The 13759-nt window shown below is 45.3% G+C and carries 16 protein-coding genes, 2 tRNA genes and 1 pseudogene; 5 read left to right on the top strand and 14 right to left on the bottom strand.

All coding sequences use genetic code 11. The features are described 5' to 3' along the window. The first annotated feature begins 5 nt into the window (after nt 1-5). Entirely contained in the window at nt 6-182 is a 177-nt protein-coding gene (locus ACYQZ0_RS05975; RefSeq protein ID WP_459775691.1) for a hypothetical protein, read from the top strand. Here ACYQZ0_RS05975 and purM read toward each other — a convergent pair. Genes purM through ACYQZ0_RS05955 form a run of 4 tightly spaced genes read right to left on the bottom strand, consistent with a single transcriptional unit; the run spans nt 134 to nt 3981 of the window. Beyond that, the gene (purM, locus tag ACYQZ0_RS05970; RefSeq protein WP_459775690.1) at nt 134-1129 is read right to left on the bottom strand and encodes a phosphoribosylformylglycinamidine cyclo-ligase; all 996 of its coding nucleotides are present in this window, start codon (nt 1127-1129) and stop codon (nt 134-136) included. The genes ACYQZ0_RS05975 and purM overlap by 49 nt on opposite strands. Before the next feature lie 2 nt (nt 1130-1131). Further along, nucleotides 1132-1698, bottom strand: a complete 567-nt coding sequence (thpR, locus tag ACYQZ0_RS05965; protein WP_459775689.1) for an RNA 2',3'-cyclic phosphodiesterase — start codon at nt 1696-1698, stop codon at nt 1132-1134. Between the two features lie 5 nt (nt 1699-1703). Then, nucleotides 1704-2561 (bottom strand): hypothetical protein, encoded by an 858-nt coding sequence (locus tag ACYQZ0_RS05960; RefSeq protein ID WP_459775688.1) that lies wholly within the window; start codon nt 2559-2561, stop codon nt 1704-1706. After that, nucleotides 2539-3981: a glycosyltransferase family 39 protein gene (locus tag ACYQZ0_RS05955; RefSeq protein ID WP_459775687.1), complete on the bottom strand. Its 1443-nt coding sequence runs from the start codon at nt 3979-3981 to the stop codon at nt 2539-2541. Before ACYQZ0_RS05955 ends, ACYQZ0_RS05960 begins: the two co-directional genes overlap by 23 nt. Before the next feature lie 25 nt (nt 3982-4006). Here ACYQZ0_RS05955 and thrS point away from each other — a divergent pair, with 25 nt between their 5' ends. From thrS to ACYQZ0_RS05940, 3 genes are all read left to right on the top strand, one after another. After that, nucleotides 4007-5923 carry a threonine--tRNA ligase gene (thrS, locus tag ACYQZ0_RS05950; RefSeq protein WP_459775686.1) on the top strand — a complete coding sequence of 639 codons (1917 nt, stop codon included), beginning with the start codon at nt 4007-4009 and terminating at the stop codon, nt 5921-5923. A gap of 47 nt (nt 5924-5970) precedes the next feature. Beyond that, nucleotides 5971-6046: transfer RNA gene (locus tag ACYQZ0_RS05945), tRNA-Ala, on the top strand. A gap of 13 nt (nt 6047-6059) precedes the next feature. Next, nucleotides 6060-6135 (top strand) — tRNA-Lys (locus tag ACYQZ0_RS05940). Nucleotides 6136-6541: 406 nt separating this feature from the next. Here the strand turns inward: ACYQZ0_RS05940 and ACYQZ0_RS05935 are convergent. The 10 genes and pseudogenes from ACYQZ0_RS05935 to ACYQZ0_RS05890 all read right to left on the bottom strand — a co-directional run. Then, nucleotides 6542-7543, bottom strand: a pseudogene (locus ACYQZ0_RS05935) (recombinase family protein); the annotation flags it as partial. A 40-nt stretch (nt 7544-7583) separates the two neighbouring features. Beyond that, nucleotides 7584-7958, bottom strand: a complete 375-nt coding sequence (locus tag ACYQZ0_RS05930; protein ID WP_459775685.1) for a hypothetical protein — start codon at nt 7956-7958, stop codon at nt 7584-7586. After that, nucleotides 7933-8829: a tRNA guanosine transglycosylase family protein gene (locus ACYQZ0_RS05925; RefSeq protein ID WP_459775684.1), complete on the bottom strand. Its 897-nt coding sequence runs from the start codon at nt 8827-8829 to the stop codon at nt 7933-7935. Before ACYQZ0_RS05925 ends, ACYQZ0_RS05930 begins: the two co-directional genes overlap by 26 nt. Before the next feature lie 35 nt (nt 8830-8864). After that, entirely contained in the window at nt 8865-9746 is an 882-nt protein-coding gene (locus ACYQZ0_RS05920; RefSeq protein WP_459775683.1) for a hypothetical protein, read from the bottom strand. A gap of 248 nt (nt 9747-9994) precedes the next feature. Then, nucleotides 9995-10882, bottom strand: coding sequence for a TIGR-Tas system RNA-guided endonuclease (gene tas / locus ACYQZ0_RS05915; protein ID WP_459775682.1), 888 nt, complete (start codon nt 10880-10882; stop codon nt 9995-9997). 78 nt (nt 10883-10960) lie between these two features. Further along, nucleotides 10961-11686 carry a RecT family recombinase gene (locus ACYQZ0_RS05910; protein ID WP_459775681.1) on the bottom strand — a complete coding sequence of 242 codons (726 nt, stop codon included), beginning with the start codon at nt 11684-11686 and terminating at the stop codon, nt 10961-10963. Continuing rightward, nucleotides 11683-11919 carry a hypothetical protein gene (locus tag ACYQZ0_RS05905; RefSeq protein WP_459775680.1) on the bottom strand — a complete coding sequence of 79 codons (237 nt, stop codon included), beginning with the start codon at nt 11917-11919 and terminating at the stop codon, nt 11683-11685. Before ACYQZ0_RS05905 ends, ACYQZ0_RS05910 begins: the two co-directional genes overlap by 4 nt. After that, a complete protein-coding gene (locus ACYQZ0_RS05900; RefSeq protein WP_459775679.1) occupies nt 11916-12206 on the bottom strand; it encodes a hypothetical protein in 291 nt (96 codons plus the stop codon). The genes ACYQZ0_RS05905 and ACYQZ0_RS05900 overlap by 4 nt, the downstream gene beginning before the upstream one ends. Before the next feature lie 3 nt (nt 12207-12209). Beyond that, nucleotides 12210-12479 (bottom strand): hypothetical protein, encoded by a 270-nt coding sequence (locus ACYQZ0_RS05895; RefSeq protein ID WP_459775678.1) that lies wholly within the window; start codon nt 12477-12479, stop codon nt 12210-12212. Continuing rightward, the gene (locus ACYQZ0_RS05890; RefSeq protein WP_459775677.1) at nt 12476-12940 is read right to left on the bottom strand and encodes a hypothetical protein; all 465 of its coding nucleotides are present in this window, start codon (nt 12938-12940) and stop codon (nt 12476-12478) included. The genes ACYQZ0_RS05895 and ACYQZ0_RS05890 overlap by 4 nt, the downstream gene beginning before the upstream one ends. A 99-nt stretch (nt 12941-13039) precedes the next feature. On the opposite strand from ACYQZ0_RS05890, the gene ACYQZ0_RS05885 reads away from it, so the two are divergent. Next, nucleotides 13040-13579, top strand: coding sequence for a hypothetical protein (locus ACYQZ0_RS05885; protein WP_459775676.1), 540 nt, complete (start codon nt 13040-13042; stop codon nt 13577-13579). Nucleotides 13580-13759: the final 180 nt, after the last annotated feature.

The following is a 13759-nucleotide window of genomic DNA, read 5'->3' as shown; positions in this document are numbered from 1 at the left end:
TCCTTATGTCCGACCAGTTTAAGTATGCAAGGCTGAAAAGGTGGGTGAGAATAATGACTATGATATTCTTTATCCTCGTTATGATATACGCATACTTTTACCTTAAAGGTAAAAGGGAAAACAGAAAGGAAAGCTACAGAATCTCAACAGCCCTTGTTCCTTCCCTAATCTCACCAAGGTAAAAGGCATCTTCCGAAAGTCTAAGAACCTTATCAGTGTCCTCTTTATCGACTACGAGAATCATCCCCACGCCCATGTTAAAGGTTCTGAACATCTCCCTTTCTTCTATATTTCCGAGTTTTTGAATCCACTCAAATAAGGGATTTTGGGGAATATTCTTCTTGTAAACAATGGCCTTGACCCTTTCGGGGAGTATTCTTATTAAGTTTTCTGGTATTCCCCCACCGGTTATGTGGGCTATCCCCTTTAACTTCACGTGCTTTCTAATTTTCTTTATCTCTTTTACGTAAATCTTTGTAGGAATTAAGAGAATTTCGCCGACTGTCTTTCCGAAATCTTCAAGGAAGTCTGTATATTTTATACCTTTTAGTTCAAGGACTTTCCTTATTAATGAGTATCCGTTGCTGTGAAATCCCGAGGATTTAAGGCCTATGAGAACGTCCCCCGCTTTTATACCGCTCGTGTCTATTACCTCTTCCTTTTCGCATATGCCCACGCAAAATCCCGCAAGGTCGTAAACGCCTTCGGGGTAGAAATCGGGCATCTCCGCGGTCTCTCCACCCGCCAGAATAACCTCTCCCTCCTTGCACCCCTTTATTATCCCCTCCATAATCTCCTTCATTACCCTAAGCTCAAGCTTTCCCGTTGCTATGTAGTCAAGGAAGAGAAAAGGCTCCGCACCCGTCGTTATGAGGTCATTTACGTTCATCGCAACGAGGTCTATCCCAACCGTATCGTGCTTATCCATTGCCTGAGCAATCATTAGTTTTGTGCCTACCCCGTCCGTCGTCGTGAAGATTAAGGGATTTTTATAACCTCTTATGGGAAATCCGCTTGCAAAACCCCCGAAATCAGAAAGGTTAAACTCCTTCTTTACCCTTTCCTTTATGAACCTTACGAACTCGTTTGCCTTTTCTATGTCTACGCCTGCATCCCTGTAGGTGAGCATCTTTAACCTCCGAGGTAAAACTCCTCAACCACCGAGTATATAGGACCCACGCTCGTTAAGGTGCTTGAGATTAAGGCAAGCTTGTTTACCTCTTCCTCACCGAACTCAACCGTCTTGTATTTCTTCAACATGAAGTTAAGGAACTTTTTATCCGCCCTCTTTATACGGCATATGGTGACGTGGGGAACGAAACTCTTGCTTCCCTTGGGGATAATTCCCCTCCTTGCGTTTCTCCTTTCAACCTCCTTTGCGAGGTTCTTTAACTTATTCGCACCTTCGGATACACCTATCCATAAAACCCGAGGGTTTCTTACATCGGGAAAAACACCCAGTCCCTTATACTTCACCTTAAAGGGTATGAACCTCTTTGAAATCTCCTGTAGGTTTTTTATAACGTCTATAGCCTGCTGTTCCGTTATATCTCCGAGAAACTGGAGGGTCATGTGAAGGTTCTGGGGTTCCACCCACTTTCCCATAAGCTTGAGGTCAGCCTCCTCTTTAAGCCTTTCGGAAACCTCGTGTATAGTCTTGCTCGTGAAGAAACCCACAAACGCCCTCACAACTTTCATTCTAATCAGTATAAGAGAGTTATGGGAGATGAAAAGGCAATGAGCCTGAGACCGAAGAAATAGCTCTTCCAGGAAAACTTATACTTGTAAACCTCAACGGCGTAAACACCTTCCCTATTAACCTTTATTACAGCCCTGTCCGTATCGTAAACCCTGTAAACCTCTCCGTTTCTGTATAGGATTATTAGAACCTTTTCCTCGTTGCTTCTTATAAATAACTTAAAGGGATAAATGGTTGACTCATCGGGAAAGTAAAAGCTCCTCGGTGAAAATCCGTAAACGTCAACGCTTTTTTCTCCGTTAATTATAACGTTCTTATTTAATTCAATTCCTTCATAAAATCTTCTGTATGTCATATTCCTCGAGGTATCTATTTCGAAATCTATCAGTGCCCTTGAAAGATTTACATCGCTCACCAATACATTGCACCTTATTTTGTCGGTACTTATAAAATTTACATAGGAATCGAATTCCTCACCTAAGGATTTCTTAGGGAGGTAATCAAAAATAAAGTTAAAAAACTTTATCAACGGATTTATATCTGAAGTAAATACGAGATTGCACTCGGGGGCTTTGGGGAGGTTTTTGAATATTACCTTATCTTCAAAGGGAAAAAATCCGTAAATTACGTTAATATTTTTTGATTCAAAGAACGAAAGCATCCGTTCATCGGGGAGAAAATTAGCTTTCACCCCCAACAGGTAGTAATTCTTTCTCACAAAAGGTTTAGGAGCAAGCCTATCCTTAGGCTCAAAATATGTATCAAAGTATGAAAAAGGGAGAATGTTGTAAAGGAAAAAACCGAGAAGGTATAAACTCAGAATGAAACTTATAAGTTTATTAATAGCCTTCGGGCTTTTCATACAGCTCTCCCTTAAATCCTTTCAGTAAGTAAATATAAAAGCTTCTCACCCTTTTCCCCCTCCAGAAAATATCTACTCTCTTTATAAACGCCTTATCTTTAAAGCTTTTCATAAGTTCTTTGGGAATACCTCCGTAGCTCACAAAAAGGGCATCACTGCCTTTATAACTTTTTAATCCCTCTCTCCATAGATAATACTGGGTATATCTGTTTACGTGATACACGTAAGTTCTCGGATTTCCATCAACGTAAAAGGCAAGTTCCGCGGAAATCTGGTAAGCACTTGAGAGTATAAATTTATCCTTTGTGTGAAGCTCGCTCACCTCTTTCCCGAGCTTTTCCCATCCAACGAGGAACTTCGTCGGGTCCCTCTTCGGGGGAAGAAGCTTTCTAAGACCGATTAAGTCCAAAAGGGGCGTAAAGTGAATGAGAATTGTGAGAAATACTCCGATAAAAATCGTTATAACTTTTAGAAATTTCGGAGCGTTCAGGAAATGCCTTGAGAATAAAATTACCGCTGTGTAGTAGCCAAAGTCGGGCCAATTTGCGTAAACCCTCTTTTTCAGGGAGAGGAGTAAGAAGAATAGAAACACGGGAAAGGAGAAAACTGTAAGGAAGATATCCCTTTTATCCCTTGTAAAGAAGGTTTTAAACCATCCGTAAATTACGAAAAAGAAGGGAATTAGGGAAAGAATTAAGACCTGTCCCCCTAAAAACTCAAGGAATGCGGAGATGTTGGGAAAGGAGCTCCCCTTATCCGCAAGGTTTGACACGTGTCTGAAGGATATGAAGTCATGTTTTATATTCCAGATAAGAACGGGAAGGGAAAGGATAAAAGCAACGAAAATGGAAGAGTAAATTTTTATGTCCCTCAGGAGCTCTCTTCTTACGATAAAAACGTATAAAACTCCGAGGGGAAGAAGAAATACGGCGGGATACTTGCTAAGAAAGGCAAGTCCCCCGAAAATTCCCGTAAAAATCCAGGGTATTAATCTGTTTTCCTCAACCGCTTTATAGAGAAATATTAAGGACAAGGCCCAGAAGAATATTAAAGGAGAATCGGTTGTGAATAAGAGGGAGTTTATTGAAAAACCGAGGAGTATATTGGGAATAACCGAGGAAAGGAAGGCGGTTTTCTCATCGTAAATCTCCTTAACGAATTTATAGGTTATGAGAGAGAGGAGGAAGGAAAGGAGAACAGCGTTAATCCTTACTCCGAGCTCGGTATTTCCAAATATGGCGGTTGATAAGAAGTTCATGTATGCGACCATGGGGGGCTTTGAGTAGTAGCTAAGGTCAAGATGTCTTGACCAGTCCCAGTATTGGGCCTCTTCAGGGGAGAGGTCTATGGGATAAAGGAGTATGTAAAGAATCCTTAGAACCGCAAGAAGAAGATTTATACCTAAAACATACTTGAACATACTTTTTCTAATATCTTATTTAACTATGGAAAAGATTAAGGTCATTATAAACGGAAAGGAGTACGAGGTAGAGAAGGGAACACCCCTCGGAAAGATATTTGAGCTTGCGGGAATAAAGGATGCCCTCGGTGGGGTTATAAATGGAAAGATTATAGACCTTCAGACACCCGTAAGGGAATCGGGTGAGATAAAGCCCGTTTACAGGGGAAGTAAGGAAAGCCTTGAGATAATGAGGCACTCCCTTGCCCACATAATGGCTCAGGCCCTAAAGGAGCTCTACGGAACTAAAAAGGTTCACCTAGGTGTGGGTCCGACGACAGAAGAGGGGTTTTACTACGACGTTGAGGTTGAAGGGCACAAGATAACCGAAGAGGACTTACCGAAAATAGAAAAAAAGATGAAGGAGATAATAGAGAGGGATTACCCGATTCTTAGAAAGGAGCTGTCCCGCGAAGAGGCAATAAAGCTATTTGACGAGCTGAAAGAGAAATACAAGATAGACATAATAAAGGAGATTCCCGAGGATGAGGTAATCTCGGTTTACGAGCAGGGGGACTTTATAGACCTATGCAAGGGTCCCCACCTCCCATCAACGGGCAAAGCGGGAGCCTTTAAGTTAACTTCAATATCGGGGGCCTACTGGAAGGGAAGGAGCGACCAGCCCCAGCTCACACGTATATACGGGCTTGCCTTCTGGAGCGATAAGGAGCTAAAGGAGAGGTTAAAGTTCTACGAGGAGGTCAAGAAGAGGGACCACAGAAAGCTCGGCAAGGAGCTTGAGTTCTTCACTATAGACGACAACGTCGGAGCGGGGCTTATTCTGTGGCTTCCGAGGGGAGCTATATACAGAAAGGTTCTTGAAGATTACCTGAGAGAAGAGCACCTCAAAAGGGGATACCAGCTAGTTTACACCCCCCACGTAGGAAAGTCTAAGCTGTGGGAGACGAGCGGACACCTTGAGTGTTATAAACAGAACATGTTTCCCGCTATGAAGATAGACGAGGAGGAGTATTACGTAAAGCCCATGAACTGCCCCTTCCACATAGCCATATACAAGAGCAGGGTGAGAAGCTACAAAGAGCTTCCCTTAAAACTCTTTGAACTGGGAACCGTTTACAGGTATGAGCTTTCGGGAGTTCTCCACGGACTTCTCAGGGTGAGGGGATTTACCCAGGACGATGCTCATATAATATGCACCCCCGAGCAGGTAAATGACGTTATAAGGGAAACCCTTGACTTTGCCCTCACCACCTTAAAGGACTTCGGATTTAACGAGTTTAAGATATTCCTCTCAACGAGACCCGAATACTCAATAGGCTCGGACGAGCAGTGGGAGGTTTCCCAGAACGCCCTGAAGAAGGCTATAGAGGACCTCGGATACACCTACGAGATTGACGAAGGAGGAGGAGCCTTCTACGGACCGAAAATAGACGTTAAGGTAAAGGACGCCATAGGTAGATTCTGGCAACTTTCAACGATACAGTTTGACTTCAACCTGCCCGAAAGGTTTGATATGACCTACGTTGGTCCGGATAACAAGAAACACAGGCCCTACATGATTCACAGGGCTCTCCTTGGCTCAATAGAACGCTTTACGGGGATACTCCTTGAGCACTACGCGGGACTCCTTCCCATATGGCTATCTCCCACGCAGGTTATGATTGTTCCCATAGCGGACCGCCATCACGATTACGCTAAAAAGGTTCTTGAATACCTGAAGGAAAACGGCATAAGGGCGGAGGCGGACTTCAGGGAGGAGAGAATGAACGCAAAAATCAGGGAAGCGGAGCTCAAGAAAATACCCGTTATACTCGTTGTGGGAGACAGGGAAGCGGAGAGCGGAACGGTATCAGTAAGAACAAAGAAAGAGGGGAATCTCGGAAGTATGAAGTTAGAAGAATTCCTTAACTGGATAAGGGAAAAGATTAAGAATAAGGAATGATACTTGAAATTTCTTTCCTTCCGGATTATAATTTTATTTCTGGCAAAGGGGCGGTAGCTCAGCTGGGAGAGCGCCGATATGGCATGTCGGAGGTCGGGGGTTCGAGTCCCCTCCGCTCCACCAGTTGAGCTTCCAAGAGCCGGTAGCTCAGTTGGTAGAGCAACGGCCTTTTAAGCCGTGGGTCGCGGGTTCGAGTCCCGCCCGGCTCACCATCACTTTCTGCAGAACTCTGGCTAAAATTGGGGATGCTTCTACTTTCATATCAATAATTGCATCGTCCTTTTTTCTTACAATTATTGCCCTGATAAAGGTCTTTAGAGTCTCGTTAACAAACTCGGGCTCTCTCCAGGAAAGTTTTTCAAGATTTTCTAATGCCTTGTTAAGGTCAAAGCTAAACGACTCGTTTTCTCCTTTGAGTTTCTCTATTTCCTTTTCTATTTCTTTGATTTTTCTCTTTAACGTATCGCTCGGAGCTTCGGCGTAAAGCTCGAGTAAGTTTTCAAGCTTTTTCTCAAGCTTGGCTATTTTCTCCTGCTTATCCGTTCCCGTCTTCAGTCTTTTAACCGCCTTAAGAATCTCTTCCTTTCTTTCCAAAATAAACTCTTTCACAAGTTTCAGGACGAAAGATAAAACAACATCATAATCAAGCCTGAAATCAAAATCACAGGCTTTCTTCGTTCTGTGTTCGTAGCATATTAGCCTGTTCCTCTCCTTGCCGAGAGGTTTCCCGCAGTGCCCACAGATGACTATCCCCGCAAGGGGATGTGTATGCTTAACTTTTTTGTGTCTTCCTTTATACTTGTTTTCTTCAAGCCTTTTGTTTGCCCTTTCCCAAATTTCCTCGGGGACTATCGCAAGATGGGGGGCGGGAAGGACTACGGGCTCCTTAGGATTTTGTATCACAACTATCTTCTCGTCTTCTATCCTTTTTCTTCTCCCCCAGACTATTTGCCCTTTGTAAATAGGATTTCTGAGTATGCCCGAAAGCGTTGATGTGCTCCAGGTTCTTGCCCTTCTCGGTTTTATGCCTCTTTCGTTAAGGGAGTAGCAAATGAGTCTTAAGCCCTCTCCGTTTGCATATCTCTCAAAAACTTCCCTCACTACTTTAGCTTCTTCCTCGTTTATTTGAAGTGTGCTGTTTACCATTTTGTAGCCATACGGAGCGGACGATACCCACTTCCCCCTCAAAAGGGCTCCCTCCAGTCCTCTCCTTGTTGCTATTCTTATCCCCTCTATATATTGTTCGTCAACTACATTTAATAGTTTAATAAGGGCTATGTCTTCTTGCCTGTCGGTTCTGAGGTTCTGAGAAACGAAAATAACTGTTATTCCGAGCTTTTGAAATTCTTTGATTAGCCTTCTTAGCTCCAGCCCGTCTCGGGATAGCCTTGAAGTGTGTTCAACAAGAAGAGTGTCAAAAAGCTTTTTCTTTGCGTCTCCAAGGAGCTTTAAAAGCCCTTCCCTTTTCAGCGTGTATCCGCTTCTTTCTCTGTCCGTGTAGTGAGCTACGATAGTTATTCCGTTTCTGTCAGCGTAATCTCTGCAAATACGAATCTGGTCTTCAATTGATTTTGCATTTTGCTTCTCGGTTGAATATCTTGCGTATATTGCTCCCCGCATCCTACTTCCTCCGCCTTAATAAGTAGCTTAGCAAGAAGCTCTAAAACTCTCTCGCTTTCATTTTCAACCATCTTGCAGTCCCCCGAATGCTAAGTCCCGTGAAACAGAAGGCTTCCGCTAAAAATTCTTCGTATTCGGTCAGTTCTTGTTCGTTCCAGTATTTGTCCCTTGCTTCCTTAACTTCTCTTTCCAGCGTGTCTAAGTCCTTCTCTCTCAAAGCTTTTGCGTATTTGTTTAACTTCTTGAATAGCTCTTTTGTGTCCGTGCCTTCTTCAATCGTGTCAACGAGAGAAGGGAGAGGAGGCTCGGCTTTGGGCTTCGGAGCTTGAGGGCGGGGCTTTGGCTGAGGCTTTGGTTCTCTGTCCTTGTTGAAGGCTGAGAAAAGTTCTTCAAGTTTCTTGAGAGAGTTCAGCATCTCGCACCTCCTCAAAGAGTGTGAAAACAGGCTTGATACCTTCTTTTACTTGAAAGTCAAGACTTGCCCAGTTGAAGGCAATCATTGCCGAGGTCATGTGTTTGTTTCGTTTTTTGAGCTTGAGTTTTCTATATTGTCCACCTTCGTCCAAGAAGGAGAAAGAAAGTGTGCCGGCCATAGCACCTGTGGAAGAGTCAATCGAGTTAACTCCAAACTCCTTGAGCTTCAATATCCAGTTCGGGCTGGCTATCCCGAAGCAATGAACGTGGAAATGGGCGGGGATTCGTTCTCTCACGAATTTCACGATTTCGTATAGCTCTGGAGGCTTTCGCATACAAACAGAGCCGATAGCGAACCAGTATTGGTCCGCAGGCAAGTCAAAAAAGCCCATTCTCCTGTATTCACGTATGCACCATTCGTAATCCGCTTTTTCATATCCCTGAACGACGATGGCAACGATTTTATCCTTCAGTCTCTCGTCGCCTGCTTCCTTTCTTTCTACAAGCCACAAGGCGTTATAGATAGAGACCGATATAGCATTTCTTGTCGTCGTTCCGCTCTTTTCAATAATTGAAGGCTCACAGGGATGGTCAAGCGTTGCAACGATGTCGGGATTTATTGAGAGCTGAAGTTCAAGAACTCTGTCGGGGCTACAGGCGTATTCCCAAGCCTTGCTTTTCTTTATCCACGAAAGAAGGCCGGAGTCCGCAAAGAGAAGCCGGCCTTTCCTTCGTATAAGTTCCTTGTTCTTCAGTATTCTCGGTTCGTTTTCTATCGCGTATGCTGAAATGAGAAAATTCAAGGTTTTGTCGTCAAAAAGTCTCATCGCTTGCAAGGCAGATGAAGTTGCCACAACGTGGAAAACTTCCATCTCACGCCTCCTGCTCGCTCACGTCCAACAGAAGCTCAGAGGCCAAGGCTCGCTTTTCGGGAGCGAAACTCCAAGCCTTTCTGCTCGCTTGCACCTATAGGCACTCCAGCAAACAAGCTCGCTTTCCGCTGAAGGGGCTTGAGAGAACATAAGCTCGCTCTATCCGCCTGAAGCTCAAGGGCAACGGCTCGCTCGCTCGTTTGTGGGGCTTTGACTTCCAAGCTCGCTAAGCTTTTTTGGGAACTTTCAAGCCAAGGCTCGCTCCTTGTAGAAGGAACTGGTTTTATACGGCTCGCTTGCAAGGAAGGGGAGCTGAATTCATAAGACCGCTCAAGGTGGTCGAGACTAATTGCTTCAGGCTCGCTCCTCGCATCCAGAAACTCTCTTCTACAAGCTCGCTCAAGAGGTTCGGGAGCTGTATCAAGGAAGCTCGCTATCTCTGGCTGTAGCTCTGGTGGAAAGGCTCGCTGATTCACCTCGTTGCTCACGCGAAAAGGCTCGTTCGGGGCGGGGCGGGGCTCGCTGATAAGGAAAGGAGCTATTGGGAACAGGCTCGCTCCTCCATTAAGAAACTCAATGAACGAAGCTTGCTTCAGGTTTCCGACGCTAAGCCCAAGAGGCTCGCTTTCTCTCAAGGGAACTGAAACTACTTGGCTCGCTCCGTTCCGTTGGAGCGTGCTACATCTGGCTCGCTCAAGATTCACGGAACTCGCGATAGATAGCTCGCTGAAGGGGGAAGGGGCTTCCCACGAGAGGCGCGCTAATTCACAACGAAGCTCAGGTAGGTAGGCTCGCTTTGAGACCTCGGGGCTTTTCAGTATAGGCTCGCTCGCTTCGTTAGGAACTGAACCTCCATGGCTCGCTTTTACATCTTGGCTCTCGGCAACCTTGGCTCGCTGAAGAAAATGGAAACTCATTTCTCTCGGCTCGCTTTTCTGGCACGGAGCTATCACGAGGAAGCTCGCTTGATCACTTTGGTACTCATATTTCACGGCTCGCTTCGAGCTACTGGAACTTGAGACTTCGGGCTCGCTTTCTTGGCATGGAACTATCAGTAAAAAGCTCGCTTTAATTTTTTGAGGCTCTTTTATGTAGGTTCGCTTAGTAATCATGAAGCTCAAGGACTTTGGCTCGCTTAAAGAAGGGAAGCCCCGCCCCGTAAGCATCAGGCTACTCCTTTTCTTTTCTGCTTTTTCACAGCAAGCTCGTATTCGACGACCTCTTTCCAGCTAACGTATTCACTGTGGTTGAGGTATTCAAAGGCATAAGGTTTTCTCGGTTGCAGTCCCTCAACCTCGTGGTATGCCTCATAAAAATGACTGAGGAATAACTTGAAAACTGCCCGGCGAGCCCTTCTATCCAATCGCCACCTGGGGATTTCTTCTCCCCTTGACTTTGCCCTGTGGGAGTAGTGTTCCTTGTATTTTCTATACATTTGCCCGTAAAAGCTCCTGTGTCCGAGCTTAATGAATTGCTCGCTCGTGAGATAGTATAAACGCTTAGCATACGGATTCCAGAAGCCGAGGTATCCCGAGGTCGGGCGTGGAGGTTGGTCAATCCTGATACTATCTATGACTACGCCCTTTGGTTCTTCTCCCAAGCGTTCACAAATTGGGCAGAAGTGAGTCAGTTTGGGATACAGGAATTTGTGCCCCCGTGAGCATCTACAGCGGTAGTGAATCGGAGTAAGCCCAAAGTATGCGTTCCAGCTTGAAAGATTTAAGCTGAGCTTTAGCGGAAGGGAGAGGAGCTTTGCGCTCAAGCTTGGTCCGACGCCTTTAACGTGCTTAAGAAATGCTTCATACACAGGCTCTCCTCTCAACTCCTTCTGTATCTCCTTAAGGATTTCCTTCTCCATTTCCTCTAAGGGCTTGAGAATAATGCGGTAAAATCGCTCTCTGTTCTCCTCAGGCTCATCTTTTCCTTCCAGCATAGCCCTGAGCCTGTTCTGTGCTCTTATACGCTCGTCCTGTATGCTTTCGTAAGTGTCACTCAAGGCTTTTAGCCTTTTTCTCTTGGCTTCAATTTCTTCTTTGGTCAAGGCTACAACCATCTTCTTACCTCCTTGTTTTTAGAAAGGACGGGCGGTCGCCCGCCAAGGCAGAAAAGGAGGGAGGTGGGAGGGGATTTATCACTTCTTTTGAGCAAACTCCTCAAGGGCATAGAGAACTTCGTCAAACTTTGACTGGGGAATATCTTTCGTGCTTTCGTATCCCATCTTTCCTATGATTTCCTTTACTTCTTCTTTTGTAAGCCCTACTTCCTTTGCCTTTGCCCAGAGATACTTCCTTTGCTTTTCCGTGATAGGTTCTTCTTCCTCAACCTCGGTCTCTATCCAGCTTTCCGCTTCTTCGTAGGGAAGGTGTGCGGTCTCCTCGGGGAAACACATACGGAAAGCCTGAGCTATTGCGGTTTTCCTGAGCATGAAAAGGGGCTGGGACTTCCAGAGGGGAGTTTCTCTTTTTACTTCCGAGAGGGGGACTTCCCAAACGAAGGGGATTTCCCAGTCTGCCCTTTTGATTTCAACAATTGCCACGTATTCGTCTCCTTGCTTGACGACCTTACAGGTCCAGCCCTTCAGTTTCCCACTCCTTTCCGCTCTCTTGATGTATTCCGTGTAGGCAACGACGGGCTGGACTATTGTTTTCCCCTGTTCCTTGTCGTAAAACGGGACAAAATGAACTTCCTTCTTCAGCGGGTCCAGCCCCAGATGCTTCGCATACGCTATTGCGGTGATTAGAACCTTATCATCAACTTTTGAGAGAGAAGGAAGGGCGATGCGGAGCATCTCAAGAACTTGCTTCATGTCCTGCTCCCTCACGAGGGAGCTGTTTTCTTTTCTCACGTCAAGCATCATTCACACCTCCCTTTTAGCTTTTCGCTTCTCCACTTTTTAGCGAGAGCATCAAATATCTCTTCCGCTTCTTGCTGGCTAGCAAAGGGGAGCTCTAACCAATCGCGGTTTTTAAAGTGGAAAGTTATTACTTCGTTCTTCAGCTCTACAAACAAAACGTTGTCAAGGTTGATGGCATATTTCTTAACCTCTACCTTACCTTCATGTGGAAACCAGCAAGCAAAAACGACAATCATCTTTTGCTTCCCTCCACTTTTTTGTTTAGCCTCTTGAGGTCTTCCTTAGCACGCTCCAGTATTGCTACCGCTTCTTTTTCAAGCTCTTTAACGAGCTTCAGGACTTCCCCGTCGCTGATGCCAAATTCCGCAAGGTCGGTATAGTGGATTTCAAGTTTCTTGAGCCCTCCGTCGCCGTAAACGGCCTTTGCGACTACCTGGCAAAACTCCTCGTCTCCGCAAGCGATTTCAATCTCTATCTCGGGAATGAACCAGGCACGCAAGGTGAAGGAAAGAACGCTCAGCATGATTTAGACCTCCCTCGTTGCTTTTATAGGGGCTTTGTAATCGGGCTTCTTGACCGCAAGGAGAGAGCCGACGATGTAGTATTCGTCCTCTCCCATCTTTATCACGTTCCTTATTTCGTATTCCTCAAATCCTCCCCAGTTGTAAATGCGGGCTTTTCGTCTTGACGGAAGGATAACGACATTATCCGCAAGCTCAACGTTTATCCTGAGGGAATACTTGAGGTCTTCAAGGGAGATATTGAAAGTGTCAGAGGGGAAAACGAGCCACCTCATCTTGCGGTCCTCCCTGCCAAGTCTTCAAGGGCTTTATAGACAGCCTTGTAGAGGGAATGCTCCTCAAGTCCGCTATGGGCAAGGTGCTGAAGGGCAAGCGTCAGAAACTCTTCCGCTCTGCAAAAGTAGCTGTAAGCCTCTTCGGGATTTTTCTCAAGGAGTTCAAGGGCTGTGTTGTAATACCTGAAGCCTATCCTCGCAATTCTTGAAGCCTCTTTTAGTCTGTCTTTTCCCCTGAAACTTACGACTCTCTCTTTTCCGTCAACGATTTCGGTCGTTATCGTGAAGTGTTCGGTTTCGTATATGTAGCCTTCGCGGAGGATAAAACCATCTTGTTCCTCTTCCCAGCTGGAAACGAAAGCGGGATAGGCTTTCCCGTTGATTATGACCGTGCCCCTTCCCTTTTCCGTAGGGGAAGGGATAAAATTAAAGTTCAGGCCGGTTGTTTTTGTTCCCCTCATCTTTTCCACCTCCCGTGGTTTATTCCCAAAGGTGCTTGAGAACTTAAAAAGAGCCCCCTCCGTGGTATGGTTATTGAAAACTTCCACGGAGGGGATAAAATGAGAGAAGTAGAGAGCACAACCAGAGTAGCCCCCGTATTGATAAGGGGGCTTTATAAGGTGCTGAGATTTATTCTTCCCGACGAAGAAATGTTTCTTTTTGACGTGGCTCTTTTCTTGTTCTACTTGCTGGTGGTCATGCCTATGGTTAGCGGTAGCGTTTCCGCCATTCTCAATGCGTTCCTTCCTGATGTTTCCATCTTTTCTATCAACCTCAAGGATTACATCTCGTATGTTGCGGTAGCCTTGACTGCTATCGTTGCTTACAGGGCTATTTTCCTGAAAAATGTAGTCCCCGTCTCCCGATGCTATAAGATGGTGGAATGGAAAAGGATTGAAAAGGAAGGAGAACTCGTGAAGATTGTCAACACTTCCAAAGGAAAAGTGCGTCTTTATTCCCTTGGCAACTCCCTTGCCATTGTTCCTCAGGACTACAGAATTTCTCTCAAGGACTGGGAGGCGATAGAGGACTTCTTCAGGGGAAATGGCCTCCACGCCAAGGATGCGGATGCGGTAGCGGAGCTCCTTTCCTCTCTCTAAACGCTTTTTCTTATCCATCTCTCCTTTCCACCTCCTCAAGTGGTGTTATGGATGAATATAAAACTAATTGTTTAAAATGTCAACTATTGGTTTACAAAATAACAAACACTCTTTCTCCTCTCCCCCAACCGCTTGAGGGATTATAAGAGGGAGTTATGGAAGGGATAAGGAGAACTAATT

Source organism: Aquifex pyrophilus (assembly GCF_054656935.1).
Note: the sequence above shows the minus strand (reverse complement) of the source record. Positions and strands in the feature narration are given on the sequence as shown.

Coding starts and splice junctions, on each gene's coding strand:
- ACYQZ0_RS05975 (WP_459775691.1), top strand. CDS start 6: ATGTCCGACCAGTTTAAGTATGCAAGGCTGAAAAGGTGGGTGAGAATA.
- purM (WP_459775690.1), bottom strand. CDS start 1,129: ATGCTCACCTACAGGGATGCAGGCGTAGACATAGAAAAGGCAAACGAG.
- thpR (WP_459775689.1), bottom strand. CDS start 1,698: ATGAAAGTTGTGAGGGCGTTTGTGGGTTTCTTCACGAGCAAGACTATA.
- ACYQZ0_RS05960 (WP_459775688.1), bottom strand. CDS start 2,561: ATGAAAAGCCCGAAGGCTATTAATAAACTTATAAGTTTCATTCTGAGT.
- ACYQZ0_RS05955 (WP_459775687.1), bottom strand. CDS start 3,981: ATGTTCAAGTATGTTTTAGGTATAAATCTTCTTCTTGCGGTTCTAAGG.
- thrS (WP_459775686.1), top strand. CDS start 4,007: ATGGAAAAGATTAAGGTCATTATAAACGGAAAGGAGTACGAGGTAGAG.
- ACYQZ0_RS05930 (WP_459775685.1), bottom strand. CDS start 7,958: ATGCTGAACTCTCTCAAGAAACTTGAAGAACTTTTCTCAGCCTTCAAC.
- ACYQZ0_RS05925 (WP_459775684.1), bottom strand. CDS start 8,829: ATGGAAGTTTTCCACGTTGTGGCAACTTCATCTGCCTTGCAAGCGATG.
- ACYQZ0_RS05920 (WP_459775683.1), bottom strand. CDS start 9,746: ATGAGTTTCCATTTTCTTCAGCGAGCCAAGGTTGCCGAGAGCCAAGAT.
- tas (WP_459775682.1), bottom strand. CDS start 10,882: ATGGTTGTAGCCTTGACCAAAGAAGAAATTGAAGCCAAGAGAAAAAGG.
- ACYQZ0_RS05910 (WP_459775681.1), bottom strand. CDS start 11,686: ATGATGCTTGACGTGAGAAAAGAAAACAGCTCCCTCGTGAGGGAGCAG.
- ACYQZ0_RS05905 (WP_459775680.1), bottom strand. CDS start 11,919: ATGATTGTCGTTTTTGCTTGCTGGTTTCCACATGAAGGTAAGGTAGAG.
- ACYQZ0_RS05900 (WP_459775679.1), bottom strand. CDS start 12,206: ATGCTGAGCGTTCTTTCCTTCACCTTGCGTGCCTGGTTCATTCCCGAG.
- ACYQZ0_RS05895 (WP_459775678.1), bottom strand. CDS start 12,479: ATGAGGTGGCTCGTTTTCCCCTCTGACACTTTCAATATCTCCCTTGAA.
- ACYQZ0_RS05890 (WP_459775677.1), bottom strand. CDS start 12,940: ATGAGGGGAACAAAAACAACCGGCCTGAACTTTAATTTTATCCCTTCC.
- ACYQZ0_RS05885 (WP_459775676.1), top strand. CDS start 13,040: ATGAGAGAAGTAGAGAGCACAACCAGAGTAGCCCCCGTATTGATAAGG.